The sequence below is a fragment of the Pseudomonadota bacterium genome, assembly GCA_011049115.1.
Classification (GTDB): Bacteria; Desulfobacterota; Anaeroferrophillalia; order Anaeroferrophillales; family Tharpellaceae; genus DSCM01.
In genome coordinates this window covers 1-15228 of record DSCM01000083.1, presented here as the reverse complement: position 1 = coordinate 15228, position 15228 = coordinate 1, and the positions used below count along the sequence as shown (strand labels likewise).

The window sequence follows — 15228 nt, the reverse complement described above, 5'->3', positions numbered from 1 at the left end:
AGCTTTTTTCGGGGACAAGAGTTAGCTAACCATAAGAACATCAGGAGGAACAAACAATGAAAAAGATTGCTCTCGCGGCCGATGACATGCTTGGCCTTGACGGAGAAATGAGCATGCACTTCGGCCGCTGTCCGGCCTATGTCCTGGCTCAGGTCGATGAAAACGGCGAAATCAAGGCCAGCGAAATCGTCGAGAATCCCTATTTCAAACAGCATACCCCGGGACAGGTTCCACGCTTTATCAACTCCCTGGAAGTCAATACCATAATCGCCGGGGGAATGGGACCGAAAGCCATTGAGATGTTTAATGCTTTTGGGATTGAAGTGGTCACCGGAGTCGGCGGTCGAGTCGGCAACGTTCTCAAAGCTTACCTTGCCGGCGAAATTTCAGGGGCCGCAGGCTGCAGTCACGATCATGACCACGAACATGGAGGATGTCAATAATGAAAGTTGCAATCAGCGTGACCAAGGCCGGAAATGATGCCACCCTGGAAATGCGTTTTGGCCGCTGTCCTTATTTTGCAGTTTACGACAGCGATACTCAAGCGTATGAATGGTTTGAAAACAGCGGTATCAAGGCCGCCTCAGGAGCCGGAACCGGGGCTTCACAGGCGCTGCTCGACCGCGGGGTCGAGGTTGTGATCAGCGGTCAGTTCGGCCCCAAGGCGGCCCAGATTCTGAACAGCGCCAAGGTCAAAATGCTGCTCGCTCCCGCAGATCTTCCTCTGGCTGAAACTATCGCTAAATGGCAGGCCGGAAACCTCAAGGAATACGCGATTCAGAGATATTAACTCCAGCGGTTCTCAGGAGGCCGGCCGCAAAAGGCCTGACGCCACATCAACCTGTTGAAACTGTTCAGCGTAGACGTGAACCTCAGGGAAAACTGTGAGTTGACCTGATTTCTGCGGGAAAACGGAGTCGGGTCCCCTGATTTTCCGTAACCTGTCAATAATAAAGGAGATCACCATGCCCGGATTAGATGGTAAGGGGCCTCTGAACCAAGGCCCGCAAAGCGGACGCGGCCTTGGTCGCTGCCGACCGGCGGGGAAGTCATCCGCCTCGCAAACAGCGGAGACCGTAAGCGATCAACTGATAAAAATAGACCCCGAAAATCTTGATAATTCAACCCCTGCTGACCGCGATGAAGAAATCATGGGACGTGGCCGTGGCGGCCGACCCCGCGGCTGCGGACGCGGCCAGGGCGGTGGCGGCGGAGCCGGTGGCGGACGCGGCCGGGGCACAAAACCATAAACTTAATTTGGGCCGGGGCGCCCTGAGGTTATCAGGAAAACTTTAACCTCAGAGTCCCGGGCTCAAATGCAGCCCAGAACTGCTCGACAGTTCCGTTTGAACATCAACCGCAAGGGATAATTTATGATTATCACGATTGCCAGTGGTAAAGGTGGAACCGGTAAAACCACTATCGCCACCAACTTGGCCCTGTCTGCTTCGAGCGCACAATATCTTGACTGCGATGTCGAGGAACCTAACGGCCATATGTTTCTCAAGCCCACCATCAGCGAGCGGCGCGAGGTCACCATCCCGATACCGGAGATTGATGAAAAACTCTGCGACCGCTGCGGACAATGCGCGAAAGCCTGTGAGTTCAACGCCCTGGCCGTGATTGGCGAAAAGGTAATGTTCTTTGCCGAGCTCTGCCACGGCTGCGGCACCTGCACTTACGTCTGCCCTAAAAAAGCCATCCACGAAGGCGGCAAAGAAATCGGCTGCCTGGAACTGGGACATGCCGGCCTACCAGGGGCCGAAAGCCTGCTTTTTGCTCAAGGAATTTCACAGATCGGCAACCCCTTAAGCCCACCGGTCATCAAACAGCTCAAAAAGCTGATCGACCCGGAGCGCTTTGCGATTCTGGATGCTCCCCCCGGCACCTCATGCCCCATGGTTCAGACCATGCTGGGCAGCGATTACTGCCTTTTTGTCACCGAGCCAACCCCTTTCGGCCTCAACGATCTGAAACTGGCCGTTGGCGTCGCCCGGCAGCTTCAAATCCCCTGCGGAATTGTCATCAACCGGTCTGACAGCGGAGATGATGAAGTCGTTAAATACTGTAACCGGGAGAAGCTGCCGATTTTACTTGAAATTCCTTTTAATCGCGATCTGGCCTTTGCCTACTCCCGGGGTCTAGCTGCGGTCATCAGCAATCCGGACCTGCGAAAAGCCTTTGTCGGACTTTACGAAAAGATTGTCGCGGAGGTGAGCAAATGAAAGAACTGACCATTATCAGCGGCAAAGGCGGCACGGGCAAAACCACCATAACCGCAGCTTTTGCAACGCTGGCTGAAAACAAGATTCTGGCCGATTGTGATGTCGATGCCGCCGATCTGCATCTCATTCTGGAGCCCGAGGAAATCTCCAGTGCCGATTTTAGCGGAGGTCGCAGCCCCGTACTGAATCAGGATAAATGCGTCGCCTGCGGTGAATGTCGGCGTCTTTGCCGTTTCGGGGCAATTGATTTCAGCGAAGCCACAGGTTTTACGATCAATAGCTTTGCCTGCGATAATTGCGGCCTCTGCGCTTACGTCTGTCCGGAAAACGCCATCGGCATGGTTGAAAGCATTAATGGCCGCTGGTTTATTTCAGCCACGCGGGCCGGGAAAATGGTTCATGCCCGTCTCGGAATCGGCGAGGACAACTCCGGTAAGCTGGTCACCTTGGTACGCCGTCAGAGCCGCAGGCTGGCCCTGCAGGAGGGCCTGGAACTCCAGATCAACGACGGCCCTCCGGGAATTGGTTGTCCGGTTACGGCCGCTATTACCGGGGTTAACCTGGTCCTGATTGTCACGGAGCCCAGCCTTTCCGGCATTCACGATATGGAGCGGGTGCATGAGCTTTGCCGACACTTCGACATTCCCGCGATGGTTTGCGTGAATCGGTTTGATCTGAACCTGCTCAACACGGAAAAGATCCGCGCTTACTGCACCAAAAATGAGCTCCCTCTGGTCGGCGAAATTCCGCTGGACACCGTGGTCAATCGGGCTCAGGTCGCACGCCAGAGTATCATTGAATATGACTGTGGCTTAATCAATCAGATTGTCCGCGAAATGTGGCGCAAGGTTGAAATGGCGCTGCAGGAAAAGTAATGTTTTTTGCTTTGAAAAGCTCCGCCTTCGGGTAGGCTGCCCCAAGCTCAAGAACCCCGACCGAGCAAAACCGCGCGGCATTGCAAAAACAAGATGAAGGACTCGCCATGACGACAACGGCTCAAAAGGAATTAAAACCCCACCTGCAAAAGGTGCTGGGTTCACTCCGCGACCCCTCGACCGGGATGCGCCTGGAAGACTTGCCCTTACTTGACGGCCTTGAGATTGATGAAAAGGGCATCAATCTCAGCCTGAGCCCCTCTTCAAACGTCTGCCCCTTGATTTTCAAGCTCGGCAGTGATATTAAGCAGGCCGTGCAGGAAGCAGCTCCCGGGGTGCCGATTCATTTTTTGATTAATAACCATAAACGCAAACAGGAGATCGAAGAGTTTCTCTCCGACACCTGAGTACACTACCTTTGAGTCCCAAATCATCCCATCTCTTCGGTCCGGTTCCATCCCGACGGCTCGGACTCTCGCTTGGCATCGACTTAGTCCCGTTCAAGACCTGTACACTGAATTGCATCTACTGCGAACTCGGGAAAACCGCCCAGCCAATGACCGAGAGGAAAGAATATGTTTCCTACGCCGTCCTGGAAGAAGAAATCAACCGATTTTTCGATCTCAACCCTCTGGAAAACCGAATCGACTACATCACCTTGTCCGGCTCCGGGGAGCCGACTCTTAACACCGCCCTGCCACAGGTGGTCGAGCTTTTGCGCCGAAAAACCACGACTCCGATCGCCCTGCTGACCAACGGCACCCTATTTTCAGATCTTGCTGTCCGCCAAGCGGCCCTTGGGGTCGATCTGATTTTACCCTCCCTGGATGCGGTCAGCCAGGAGATTTTCGCAAAACTTAACCGCCCCGCCCCTGAACTGGATAATGAAAAGATCATCGCCGGCCTGATCGCCCTGCGCCGTGAATTCAGCGGGCAGATCTGGCTGGAAATTCTCTTCTGCCGGGGATTTAATGACAACCCCGAAGAGATTTTCCGCCTGATTGCCGCCGCAAAACAAATTATGCCCGATAGGATTCAGCTTAACACCGTCGTCCGCCCCGGAGTGCTGAGCAGCGCCCAAGCGGTCAGCGCCGAATTCCTGGCCGCATGGGCCTCGCATTTTACACCGCCTGCGGAAATCATCGCGCCGTTTTCATACCCCGGTGCGCAAACCTGCGGCCTTGAAAAGAGTGAAAAGTTAATCATCGAAACCCTGAAACGCCGCCCCTGCACACTGGCGGATCTGGAAAAAGCCATGGGCCTAAAAAGGGTCGAGGTCCTGAAAATAATCTCGCTGCTGCTTGAGAAAAAGCAGATCAAGCCCCTCGATCATGAGGGCCGGCGCTATTACCAGAGTATTTGATCGGCAGGCCTTAACTTTCCCTTGTCCGGATAAAGCTACCGGAACCAACAAAAACGGAGACGGGTGTGAACGAAAAGGTCAAAGATTATTTTAAAAGCCAGCGCAACCTTGAGGTGATGCCCGATGCCACGGTCATGGGCCAGGGTGGCGACCCCGGCTGCGGCGACTATATCGAACTCTATCTGAAAATCAATAACGACCGCATTACCCGAGCCACCGCCATGGTGGCCGGCTGCCCTTACGCCATTGCCACGACCAGCGCCTTTACCGAATTAATTACCGGTAAGCCCCTGGATGATGCCATGCTGATTTCCGGGGACGATGTCGTCGAACATTTAGGCTCGCTACCTGAAGAAAAGATCCACTGTTCCCTGATGGGGCCCGAAGCCCTGCGCAACGCCGTCCATAACTATATCATGGCGCGAATCTGCACGCCTTTTTCGGTTCCGCGAAAACCAACCTTATAAAATCCTGAGGCAAAAAGCTCAAAATGAGTCTGGCTCTCGATATCCCCGGCGGCATTCGTCTTGAACTGCAAGGCCTGCTCTGTGACATGAACGGCACCCTGACCGTCGACGGCAGACTGGACGCAAGCGTGGCCGTGGGGCTGCGGCAACTGGCGGAAAGGCTGAACCTTTATATCATGACCGCCGATACTTTCGGCACGGCGGCTCTAACCTTCGCCGAACTGCCGGTAAAACTAATCGCCATGCCGGCTGGAGTTCCGGGCGCCGTCGCCAAACGCGACTTCCTGAGAACGCTGGGCGTCGCCACCCACGCCGTCCTCGGCAACGGCTATAACGACCATCTGATGCTGGCCGAAGCGGCCATCGGAATCTGTGTCCTCGGTCGCGAAGGAGCACACCGCCTGGCCCTGACGGCCGCCGACTTGCTGGTTCCCGATCCTGGTGCCGCCCTGGAGCTTTTTCTGCACCCCCGGCGTCTGCTTGCAGGGCTGCGCAATTAATAAATCCTTTTAGCCGAACCGCTATCCCGGCCCCACTTCTTCTTAACGCGAAATTCAACCTTGCATTTGCAGTCCTGCTTTGCTAAAAAATAATTCACGGTTTTTCTACATACCAGAATTGATTAAGGAGGACGTCGATGTTGAATGATCTTCTTGCCGTAGTCCTGGCCGGCGGTGAAGGTAAGCGTTTAAGCCCTCTGACCCAGGATCGAGCCAAACCGGCCGTCCCCTTCGCCGGGCAGTACCGGATCATCGATTTCTCCCTGAGCAACTGCCTCAATTCCCACATCCGCAAAATTATCGTTTTGACCCAGTACAAATCCGGTTCCGCCTCGCGCCATCTGGCGGCGGGTTGGAGTATTTTCAATCCCGAGCTGGGTGAGTTCATCTACGAAATCCCCCCGCAGATGCGAGTCGGCGAACAATGGTATCAGGGCACGGCCGACGCCATTTATCAGAATCTTTATTCCCTCGATATAATCAAACCTAAATATGTTGTGGTCTTGGCCGGCGACCATATCTACAAAATGGATTACGGCAAAATGCTGGCCTTTCACCAAGCCAACAACGCCGTCCTGACGATTTCCGCGATCACCGTTAAACGCGAAGAGGCCGACGGCTTCGGAGTACTTCAGGTGGATGAGAGCCAGCGGGTAATCGGCTTTCAGGAAAAACCGGCAACCCCCTTGACCATTCCCGGCAAGCCCGATCATGCCTACGCTTCAATGGGGGTCTATATTTTTAATTTTGCGCTGATGAAAGAAATACTTGAAGCCGATGCCCGCAACGAAAACAGCAGCCATGATTTCGGCAAGGATATCATTCCCGCCCTCTACCCGCAGGAACGTGTCTTTGCCTATCCTTTCGGCTGCGACAGCAATAAACGCGACGCCGATTACTGGCGTGATGTCGGCACCATCGACGCTTACTGGGAAGCCAACATCAGCCTGGCCGGGGTTGACCCGACCTTTAACCTCTACGATACCGACTGGCCCCTGCGCACCTATCAGGCCCAGATGCCGCCGGCCAAGTTCGTTTTCGCCAACGTCCGCGAGCAGCGCGTCGGCCGCGCCCTGGATTCACTGGTCTGCAACGGCAGCATCATCAGCGGCGGCCTGGTCGAGCGCTCAATCCTCTCGCCCGGGGTCCGGGTCAACAGTTTTTCACAGGTATATGAATCGATTCTCATGCACCAGGTGCAGATCGGTCGTAAAGCGCGAATTCGTAAAGCTATCATCGACAAAGGGGTGCAGATTCCACCCGGAGCCGAGATCGGTTATGATCTGGCAAAGGATCGGCAAAGATTTACGGTTTCTCCCGGCGGGGTAGTGGTGGTCCCCAAGGGAACCGTCTTTTAAGTCATATTTTTTTCGCATAAGCATCCCGCTCTGTCCGGTTACGGTCTTGCTGATTGTAAAAAGACGCTTTCTTGCCAGGCAAGCTCATGACCGGGCAACCAAAACCGCTGTTCTAACCTAAAGGAGAATGCCGCATGTCTTTTATTGTTGATGTAGAAGCGCTGGAAATTCTTGATTCACGGGGCAATCCCACCATTGAAGTCGAAGTTTCCCTGGAAAGCGGGGTCATCGGCCGGGCCGCGATTCCTTCGGGGGCCTCGACCGGTATCCATGAAGCGGTTGAATTAAGAGATGGTGATGAAGAGCGCTACCTCGGCAAAGGGGTGAGCTTGGCGGTTGACAATGTCAAAGGTGAAATCGCCGATCGCATTATCGGCCTCGACGCCACCCGGCAGCGCGAACTTGACCTGAGTCTGATCGAGCTCGACGGCACCGAAAACAAAAGCCGGCTCGGGGCCAACGCCCTGCTTGGGGTCTCCCTGGCCGCAGCCAAAGCCGCGGCCGAGGTCAGCAGACTGCCGCTCTACCAGTATATCGGCGGCGTCAATGCTCATCTGCTGCCGGTGCCGATGATGAACATCCTGAACGGCGGTCAGCACGCCGACAACAATGTCGACATTCAGGAATTCATGATCATGCCGGTCGGGGCCGAGAATTTCGCCGCCGCCCTGCGCATGGGCACCGAAACCTTTCACGCGCTGAAAAAGGTGCTTAAAAGCAAAGGTTACAATACCTCAGTCGGCGACGAGGGCGGCTTCGCCCCGAACCTTAAATCCAACGAAGAACCGCTGGAATTAATTGTCGAGGCTATCGCCGCCGCCGGCTTCAGGGCCGGCAAAGACATTGTCATCGCTCTCGACGCCGCCGCCAGCTCTTTTTACAAAGACGGCAGCTACCGGCTCTCGGCCGAGGGCAAGGCCCTGGATGCAACCGGAATGGTTGATTTCTATGCCGCCCTGGTAGCCAAATATCCGATTGTCTCCATCGAGGACGGCCTGGATGAAGATGACTGGGCCGGCTGGCGGCTGATGATGGAAAAACTCGGTAAAAAGATTCAGGTGGTCGGCGACGACCTGTTCGTGACCAATCCGCAACGCCTGGCCCGCGGCATCAAGGAAGGCTCGGCCAACTCGATTCTGATTAAACTGAACCAAATCGGAACCCTGACCGAAACCCTGAATACCGTCGCCATGGCCAAAAAGGCGGGCTATACCGCCGTGGTTTCACATCGCTCCGGAGAAACCGAGGACAGCACGATCGCCGATCTGGTGGTGGCCCTCAATACCGGCCAGATCAAAACCGGCTCGGCCTGCCGCACCGACCGCATCTGCAAGTATAACCAGCTTCTGCGGATCGAACGCGACCTCGGTTGCCAGGCCGACTTTCTCGGCCGTGAGGTTTTTTACAACCTGTAATAAAACGCCAAGCAAGCTGTAAAAAAGGGCCTTCCCAAAAAAAAGAAGGCCCTTTTTTACACGATTTATCCGGCTCAGAACGCCTTCAGCTCGTTATAAAGCGTATCCCTTTGCACCGGCTGAAAACCGGCTTCGCGAATCGTATCAAGCATTTCCTCCAGAGAAATAGAAAAATGAACCCCGGCGGCGGCGACGACATTTTCCTCGATCATGGTCGAGCCGAAATCATTGGCCCCGAAATAAAGGGCCACCTGGGCCATTTTCATCCCCTGCGTTACCCAGGAAGCCTGAAGGCTGAGGATATTATCAAGAACCAGACGGGAAATAGCCAAAACCCTGAGATAGTCAATCCCGGTGGCGGCCAGGGGCACCTCCTCCGCCAAAGCGGTATTAGACGGCTGAAAGCTCCAGGGGATAAAGGCTGTAAAACCACCGGTACGGTCCTGCACCTCACGTACGCGAAACAGATGCTCAATCAGCTCCTCCGGGGTTTCCAGGGAACCGAACATCATTGTCGCCGTACTTCTCAGCCCGAGATTATGAGCCGTCTCCATAACCTCCAGCCAACGCCGCCGGCCGATCTTGTTGGGACTGAGTCGGCGACGAACACGATCAGCCAGAATCTCAGCCCCACCACCAGGAATCGAGCCCAGCCCGGCGGCCCGCAGCCGCAACAGGGTCTCTTGCAGACCGAGACCGGAAAGGTCGGCGATATGGGCGATTTCCGGAGGAGAAAAGCCGTGAATATGAATCTGCGGAAAATTCTGTTTAATGGTCTGCAGAAGCCCGGTATAATAGTCGATCTCGAGATGCGGATGAAGTCCGCCCTGAAGCAGTATCTGCGTGCCGCCCAAGGCCAGGGTTTCCTCGATCTTGGCCTTAAGCGTGATTTCATCGATGACAAAACCTTCGGCGTCTTCGGGTTTGCGGTAATAAGCACAGAAACGACATTGACAAACACAGATATTGGTATAGTTGATATTGCGGTCAATCGCAAAGGTCACCCGTTTTTTCGGGTGCAGGCGCAGCCGCAGCGCCTGCGCCCGAGCCCCGAGATCGAGCAGATCGGCGTTTAAATAAAGCGCCAAAGCCTGCTCGCGATTCAATCTGCCCTCTTTCATGCAATACTCCCTGACACCGGTCGATAAAAGGTATCCCGTTCCACCGGCCGGCGTCCGGCCCGAATGATCTGGTTACGCAGATGGTCCTCACTTAACCCGGTCGCACTTCTGGCCCCGGCGGCATGGGTAATCCGCTCCCGGATAACCGTTCCGTCCAGATCATTGACCCCAAAGAGCAGGGCGAGCTGAGCAATTTTTTCACCGAGCATCACCCAGTAAGCTTTGATATGCTGAAAATTATCCAGATAAAGACGGGCAATGGCCAAGGTCTTCAGATCATCAATGGCACTGGTTTCGCCCTTTTTACGAATGTCGGTATTGGTGGCGTGAAAAGCCAGGGGAATAAAGACCTGAAAACCACCGGTCCGATCCTGCAGACAACGCAGCTCCTCCATATGATCGATGCGGTCGGCCAGGCTTTCCACATGTCCGTACAACATCGTCGCGTTGGTGGGGATTCCGGCCGCGTGGGCCTGGGCCGTGATCTCCAGCCAGCGGCGGCCGCTGATCTTTTCGGGACAGATACGGTTGCGTACTTCAGGATTGAAAATCTCGGCTCCGCCGCCGGGCATCGCCGCAAGACCAGCCTCCTTGAGCGCGGCCAGCACAGCACTGACTTCAAGTCCGCTGATGCGGGCGAAATAATCAATCTCGACGGCGGTGAAGGCCTTGAGAACAATTGTGGGGTGAACCTTTTTCAGGCTTTGTAAAAGCTCAAGATACCAGGCAAAGGGCCGATCCGGATGCAGCCCGCCAACGATATGAAATTCCCGAATGCCCGCGGCCTCGGCTTGCCTGACTTCGGAAAGAATCTCCTCGATCCGCTGTTCGTAGGCCCCGGCTTCGCCTTTGAGCTTGCTGTAAGCACAGAAACGACATTGATTGACACAGATGTTGGTCGGGTTAATATGGCGATTGATGTTGTAGTAAACCACGTCGCCATTGAGGCGTTGATTGATTTCCGCAGCGAGTTTGCCCAGAGCGAAAAAATCGCCCTCTTCATAAAGAAAAAGGGCGTCGGCCCGGCTCAGGCGCTCTCCGGCCCGGCGTTTTTCGGCGATTTTCCTAAAATTGTCCAAAAGCTTAATCCTTGACTACTTTACAAACTCATTCAGATACCGGCCGCGAGTGACCGTATAAACCATTACTAAAGGTTTACCAGACAGACCAAACCAATTCGTCTTCGTTATGCAGATTTACATCTGATTTTGAAACGATTCGACCATCCCGCATATTCTAATTTCCGCGTCGTCATACATGCCGAAATCAACTACGCTGAAAGTTAGCTGACTTTTTAGACTACGCTTCCAGCACGGCGCCGACACAGGCGAAAAAGAAACGCTCCGGCATGCGAGCGTAAAGCCTGGCCGCCGGCTCGAGTCCGGTGCAATGCGAGACGCCCAGTTTTTCGATCTGGTAGCTATCGATGACTTCCAGGGTCCGCTCAAACTGCAGAGGACTGGAAAAGCCAAGGTGAGTGCCGCCGATCACCGCGTAAATCCGCTCACGGTTGAATTTTTCCCGGACATAATCAAGAATATTGACCATTCCGGCATGAGCGCAGCCTAAAATAACGATCAGGCCCTGATCGGAATCCAGCACCAGTGAAAGATCATCGTTGATCGGATCGGGCCTGAGTTCCCGACCATCGGCAGTAACCGCGACCATGTTCTCATCACCTAGTTCAAAATCATTACGCCGGGGAATCTCTCCCGTCAGAAAAAGGCCGGGAGCCAGTTCCCGCAACTCCCGGGAAAAGCGAAAATCGGCCCCCAGGGACTCAAGATAATTGCGGCGAAAAGGAATCCCTATATCCCGTCGCAGCTCACCCCAGAAACGCTCGATAAAAATCTCCGGATGGGCATACACCGGAATCCGACCACACTGGCGCAGAACCTGGGGCAAACCGCCGGTATGATCATAATGTCCATGGCTGATCATAATCGCCCGCAACGAAGCCAGATCTTTTTTCAGAGCCAGGGCGTTTCCGGAAATTCCCAACCCCTGACCGGTATCAAAAAGATAGTTCCCCTGACCGGTTTCGATAAAACAGGAAAAGCCGTGCTCACCAACCCCGCCAAAGGGCATTCCCACTGAGTTTTCACATAAAACCGTAATTCTACACTTCATCAGCACCTTCTCCCCACCGGATGTAACCATGCGGATCTGTATCCACCGCCAACCCCGCCGCGGCTGCCGTCAAAATGACGCGGACAATTTTAAACTAAACTGGAGCTCGTCACATCAAACCGGCTTCCTTATAATATCTGACGGCCCCGGAATGAAGGGGGGCGGAAAGCCCTTCCAACATGTTTTCCCTGGTCAGAACCGAATGGGCCGGATGCAACCTTTTGAATTCTTCAAGATTAGAGAAGACTTCCTTGACCAGGACATACACTATCTCATCCGGAATATCGGCGGAAGTCACCAGGGTGGCCTTCACCCCGAACGTGGCGACCTGTTTCGTCTGATTAGCAGCCTTGGGATAAAAACTCATCGGAATACAGGTCTTGGCATAATAAGGGTACCTGGCAATCAGGGGCTGCACGTCGGCTATTTCAACTATGTGCACTCTGATCCGTCCCTCGGTGGTTTCCCGGACAGAGTCGTTGGGGTGACCCACCGTATAAAAAAAAGCGTCGATACGTCCCTCCTGCAAAGCACCAGCGGCCGCCTCCGCCTGAATATACTCAGCCTGGATATCACCTTTTTCATCCAAGCCCGCAAGCATCAGGGCGTCGCGTGAATTACCCAGCTGGCCCGAGCCCGGATTGCCGACCCCGATACGTTTGCCTTTCATCGCGGCCAGAGAATCAATGCCGCTGTCGTCGCCGGCAATCAAAGTAACGGCTTCCGGATGAAGACTGAAAACCGCCCGCAGTTTTTTCCGGGGTTCAGCTTCCCACTCATTTTTGCCGCTGACCGCCTGATACTGCCGATCCGACTGCGTCAGACCAAACTCAAGATCTCCATTAACAACGGCGTTGATATTGTAGACCGAGCCGCTGGTCGCTTCCACTGTAGCCTTAAGCTTATAATCTCCGGACTTTGAATTAATCATGCGGCAGAGGGCCTCTCCAGTCGGATAGTAAACGCCGCTCACAGCGCCGGTTCCGATTGCGACGAACTGCATTCGCGCCCCTGATTCATCCGGCAACACCATCAGGGCTGAGCCCAGACAGTAAATCATCAGAATAAAATTTTTCAATCGTTCTCTCCTTCGTCATTTTTTCGGAAGCGAACATTTAGTCCGTTTTTTAAAATCAGACCCGGAGCAAAACCAGGGTTTGACTCAAGAGAAATAACTTACGGCATTGGCAAAAATCACCTGGCCGGGCCCAGGTCCACGCCAGTCCAGTCCCGGATCCAACGCCGCCCGTAAAGGCCAGTCAGGTAAGTGGTTTAAACGAAAAGCTCTCTCCGGGTGCGGCATCAGCCCCAAAATCCGCCCCCGGGCTCCGCTCAGCCCGGCGATATCATCCAGAGAGCCATTGGGATTGACCGGAAAAACTCCCCGGGCCGGCTGTTGTTGATCATCCACATAACGCAACGCCACCTGACGTTGTGCCTGAAGTTCGGCCAGGGTTTCCGGGGCACAAAAAAAACGCCCCTCACCATGAGCCACCGGCAGAAACAGAGACTCAACCCCGCGCAAAAAAACCGAGTCCGACTCACCTTTCGCCAGGTGGACCCAGCGACACTCATAGCGAGCCGAGCTGTTGGCGAGCAAGGCAACGCGACGACTCCCGAAACTGGAGTCACCATCACCCGGCAGCAGACCCAGATTGACCAGCACCTGAAAACCATTACAGATACCCAAAACCAAATGATCCGCCGCGACAAAGGCCATCAGTTCTTCCCAGAGGGAATGCCGCATTTTATTGGCCAGTGCATTTCCCGAACCGGTGTCATCGCCATAGGAGAACCCCCCGGGAACGACAAAAATCTGGTAATCGGCAAGTTTTTCCGGGGCGGCAATCAGATCGTTGACATGAACAATCGCGGATTTAGCCCCGCAAGCCTGAAAGGCATAAGCGGTCTCCTCTTCACAATTGATCCCGTAACCGGTCAGCAATAAAACTTTCGGACACGCCATTATGTTCTCCTAAAAACCGGCAAAGGTCGAGCGATAGGCCGTGAGCAGGGCTTCAATCTCCGTAACGAAACAAAGCTCGCCCCCCTGCCGGATTGAAATTCGGTTCTCCGCCAGCACCTCTCCAAGAGCAAGACAACCACAATCAGCTAAATCATTCTCCAGGGCGGCACTCAACTCCGGAGCCAGACTGACTAGAAAACGACCTGGATACTCATTAAAAAGAAAGAGATCGGGACGCTCCGCCAAAGGAATTTCAAGCGCCAGCCCCAGGCCTTCAGCCAGGGCGCCCTTGCCGACAGCCAGAGCCAGCCCCCCCTGAGCCAGGGGATAGAGCGAGCGCAATCGGCCGGCTTCAAGCCAGGCCTGAAGCTTTTCATACAACGGCAACGCCGTCGCCGGATCAAACTCCGGCACCAGGCCGGAAGTCTCCTTCGCTACCAGGCCGCGTTCTCTTAACAGGGCCAGATATTCACTGCCGCCCAGAGCTTTGCCGCTGCGTCCGAGAAGATAGAGACGATCACCGGGCCGTACCAAGGCAAAGGTGCGCAGCCGGGCGACATCAGGAAGCACGCCGATCGAGGAAATCAAAATGGTCGGCGGCACCGAAATCGAAACCGCCTGCCCAGCTTCCGTGAAACCGCGAAAGTCATTATACATGCTGTCCTTGCCCGAAATAAACGGGGTTCCGTAAACAACTGCGGTTTCATAGCAGGCCCGGGCGCATTCCTTCAGCTGCCAGAGCCGTTCGGGCTCGTCGGAGGAACACCAGCAGAAATTATCCAGCAGGGCAATCTGGCCCAGCGGCGTACCCACCGCCAGCAGATTACGAACCGCAGTATCAATCGCCATGACCGCCGCAGCATAAGTATCCAGATCGCTGACCGCCGGATAAAGACTCTGCGACAGGGCAACCCCTTTTTCCGAATGCGGCAGGGGCTGAACCACGGTTGTAAAAGCGTCAATCTGGTTTTTCCCGAGCAGGGGTTTTAAAACCGTTCCGCCCTGAACTTCAAAATCATACTGGGTTGTGACATAAGCGTGCGAGGCCAGATTAAGGCGGCCGAACATGGCGATAAAAAGCTCAGGTAGCGGCAAAGCTTGCGGCAGGATCGCGGGCGCCAGGGCCCGAGGCCAGGCCCGGGTATGCAATTGTTTCCGAGGCAGGCCGTTATGGAGAAAATCAAGATCCATATCCATGACCATTTCCCCCGCGAATGTGACCTTACAACGACCACTGGCCGTAAACTCACCGATAACGGTCGCCTCGACCCCGCGCAGCCGTAACAAGGTCTCGAGCTCCGGCCATTTTTCCGGGGGCACGGCCAGGGTCATTCGTTCCTGGGATTCACTGATCCAGATTTCCCAGGGGGCCATGCCCGGATATTTAACCGGCACCTTTTCCAGATCAACCCGGCAACCACCACATTCACGCGCCATTTCGGCCACCGAACAGGAAATTCCCCCGGCTCCATTATCAGTAATACTGCTGTACAGATTGCGCTGCCGGGCCTCTTTCACGATCGCGTCGGTAAATTTTTTCTGCGTAATCGGATCACCAATCTGAACCGCAGTCGCCGGACTGCCGCCGGTCAGGGCCTCCGAAGAAAAGGTCGCCCCATGAATACCGTCAAGACCGACCCGGCCACCAACCATAACCACCAGATCTCCGGGACGGGCCGCCTTTTCATGACTTAAACGGCCGGCTTCGGTGCGCCGCGGCAACAAACCTACGGTGCCGACAAAAACCAGCGGTTTCCCTTTGTAGCCGGGATGAAAACATAAAAAACCCTGCGTTGTCGGAATACCAG

Annotated in this window: 17 protein-coding genes; 11 read left to right on the top strand and 6 right to left on the bottom strand. The window is 54.8% G+C overall.

The features are described from left to right. Positions 1–56 precede the first annotated feature (56 nt). The 11 genes from ENN66_06860 to ENN66_06810 all read left to right on the top strand — a co-directional run bounded on the left by ENN66_06860 (position 57) and on the right by ENN66_06810 (position 8203). Positions 57–443, top strand: coding sequence for a dinitrogenase iron-molybdenum cofactor biosynthesis protein (locus tag ENN66_06860; protein ID HDS16320.1), 387 nt, complete (start codon positions 57–59; stop codon positions 441–443). After that, positions 434–790 carry a dinitrogenase iron-molybdenum cofactor biosynthesis protein gene (locus ENN66_06855; protein ID HDS16319.1) on the top strand — a complete coding sequence of 119 codons (357 nt, stop codon included), beginning with the start codon at positions 434–436 and terminating at the stop codon, positions 788–790. Before ENN66_06860 ends, ENN66_06855 begins: the two co-directional genes overlap by 10 nt. Before the next feature lie 175 nt (positions 791–965). After that, positions 966–1250, top strand: coding sequence for a hypothetical protein (locus ENN66_06850; protein HDS16318.1), 285 nt, complete (start codon positions 966–968; stop codon positions 1248–1250). A gap of 123 nt (positions 1251–1373) precedes the next feature. Then, positions 1374–2225, top strand: a complete 852-nt coding sequence (locus tag ENN66_06845) for a (4Fe-4S)-binding protein (GenBank protein ID HDS16317.1) — start codon at positions 1374–1376, stop codon at positions 2223–2225. Continuing rightward, positions 2222–3100, top strand: a complete 879-nt coding sequence (locus ENN66_06840; protein ID HDS16316.1) for a (4Fe-4S)-binding protein — start codon at positions 2222–2224, stop codon at positions 3098–3100. Before ENN66_06845 ends, ENN66_06840 begins: the two co-directional genes overlap by 4 nt. Positions 3101–3207: 107 nt before the next feature. Further along, on the top strand, positions 3208–3507 hold the full coding sequence (locus ENN66_06835) for a DUF59 domain-containing protein (protein ID HDS16315.1): 300 nt from the start codon (positions 3208–3210) through the stop codon (positions 3505–3507). Beyond that, on the top strand, positions 3504–4463 hold the full coding sequence (locus ENN66_06830; GenBank protein ID HDS16314.1) for a radical SAM protein: 960 nt from the start codon (positions 3504–3506) through the stop codon (positions 4461–4463). Before ENN66_06835 ends, ENN66_06830 begins: the two co-directional genes overlap by 4 nt. A 29-nt stretch (positions 4464–4492) precedes the next feature. Continuing rightward, a complete protein-coding gene (locus tag ENN66_06825) occupies positions 4493–4930 on the top strand; it encodes an iron-sulfur cluster assembly scaffold protein (protein ID HDS16313.1) in 438 nt (145 codons plus the stop codon). Positions 4931–4953: 23 nt separating this feature from the next. Next, positions 4954–5430 carry an ATPase P gene (locus tag ENN66_06820; protein HDS16312.1) on the top strand — a complete coding sequence of 159 codons (477 nt, stop codon included), beginning with the start codon at positions 4954–4956 and terminating at the stop codon, positions 5428–5430. Positions 5431–5567: 137 nt separating this feature from the next. Beyond that, positions 5568–6788 carry a glucose-1-phosphate adenylyltransferase gene (gene glgC / locus ENN66_06815; GenBank protein ID HDS16311.1) on the top strand — a complete coding sequence of 407 codons (1221 nt, stop codon included), beginning with the start codon at positions 5568–5570 and terminating at the stop codon, positions 6786–6788. 134 nt (positions 6789–6922) lie between these two features. Next, positions 6923–8203 (top strand): phosphopyruvate hydratase, encoded by a 1281-nt coding sequence (locus ENN66_06810; protein HDS16310.1) that lies wholly within the window; start codon positions 6923–6925, stop codon positions 8201–8203. Positions 8204–8277: 74 nt separating this feature from the next. On the opposite strand, the gene mqnC is transcribed toward ENN66_06810, so the two are convergent. The 6 genes from mqnC to ENN66_06780 form a co-directional block, all read right to left on the bottom strand. Further along, complete coding sequence (gene mqnC / locus ENN66_06805; protein ID HDS16309.1) at positions 8278–9324, bottom strand: dehypoxanthine futalosine cyclase; 1047 nt, start codon at positions 9322–9324, stop codon at positions 8278–8280. Then, positions 9321–10403 carry an aminofutalosine synthase MqnE gene (gene mqnE / locus ENN66_06800; GenBank protein ID HDS16308.1) on the bottom strand — a complete coding sequence of 361 codons (1083 nt, stop codon included), beginning with the start codon at positions 10401–10403 and terminating at the stop codon, positions 9321–9323. Before mqnE ends, mqnC begins: the two co-directional genes overlap by 4 nt. Before the next feature lie 220 nt (positions 10404–10623). Further along, positions 10624–11454, bottom strand: coding sequence for an MBL fold metallo-hydrolase (locus ENN66_06795; protein ID HDS16307.1), 831 nt, complete (start codon positions 11452–11454; stop codon positions 10624–10626). 109 nt (positions 11455–11563) lie between these two features. After that, positions 11564–12514: a TAXI family TRAP transporter solute-binding subunit gene (locus tag ENN66_06790; GenBank protein HDS16306.1), complete on the bottom strand. Its 951-nt coding sequence runs from the start codon at positions 12512–12514 to the stop codon at positions 11564–11566. Between the two features lie 102 nt (positions 12515–12616). Continuing rightward, positions 12617–13423, bottom strand: a complete 807-nt coding sequence (gene purQ, locus ENN66_06785; GenBank protein ID HDS16305.1) for a phosphoribosylformylglycinamidine synthase I — start codon at positions 13421–13423, stop codon at positions 12617–12619. A 6-nt stretch (positions 13424–13429) separates the two neighbouring features. Beyond that, positions 13430–15228: phosphoribosylformylglycinamidine synthase (locus tag ENN66_06780; GenBank protein HDS16304.1), on the bottom strand; the 1799-nt coding region annotated here is incomplete at its 5' end.

Coding starts and splice junctions, on each gene's coding strand:
- ENN66_06850 (HDS16318.1), top strand. CDS start 966: ATGCCCGGATTAGATGGTAAGGGGCCTCTGAACCAAGGCCCGCAAAGC.
- mqnC (HDS16309.1), bottom strand. CDS start 9,324: ATGAAAGAGGGCAGATTGAATCGCGAGCAGGCTTTGGCGCTTTATTTA.
- ENN66_06845 (HDS16317.1), top strand. CDS start 1,374: ATGATTATCACGATTGCCAGTGGTAAAGGTGGAACCGGTAAAACCACT.
- ENN66_06810 (HDS16310.1), top strand. CDS start 6,923: ATGTCTTTTATTGTTGATGTAGAAGCGCTGGAAATTCTTGATTCACGG.
- ENN66_06855 (HDS16319.1), top strand. CDS start 434: ATGTCAATAATGAAAGTTGCAATCAGCGTGACCAAGGCCGGAAATGAT.
- ENN66_06840 (HDS16316.1), top strand. CDS start 2,222: ATGAAAGAACTGACCATTATCAGCGGCAAAGGCGGCACGGGCAAAACC.
- ENN66_06790 (HDS16306.1), bottom strand. CDS start 12,514: ATGATTTACTGTCTGGGCTCAGCCCTGATGGTGTTGCCGGATGAATCA.
- glgC (HDS16311.1), top strand. CDS start 5,568: ATGTTGAATGATCTTCTTGCCGTAGTCCTGGCCGGCGGTGAAGGTAAG.
- ENN66_06835 (HDS16315.1), top strand. CDS start 3,208: ATGACGACAACGGCTCAAAAGGAATTAAAACCCCACCTGCAAAAGGTG.
- ENN66_06860 (HDS16320.1), top strand. CDS start 57: ATGAAAAAGATTGCTCTCGCGGCCGATGACATGCTTGGCCTTGACGGA.
- ENN66_06795 (HDS16307.1), bottom strand. CDS start 11,454: ATGAAGTGTAGAATTACGGTTTTATGTGAAAACTCAGTGGGAATGCCC.
- ENN66_06820 (HDS16312.1), top strand. CDS start 4,954: ATGAGTCTGGCTCTCGATATCCCCGGCGGCATTCGTCTTGAACTGCAA.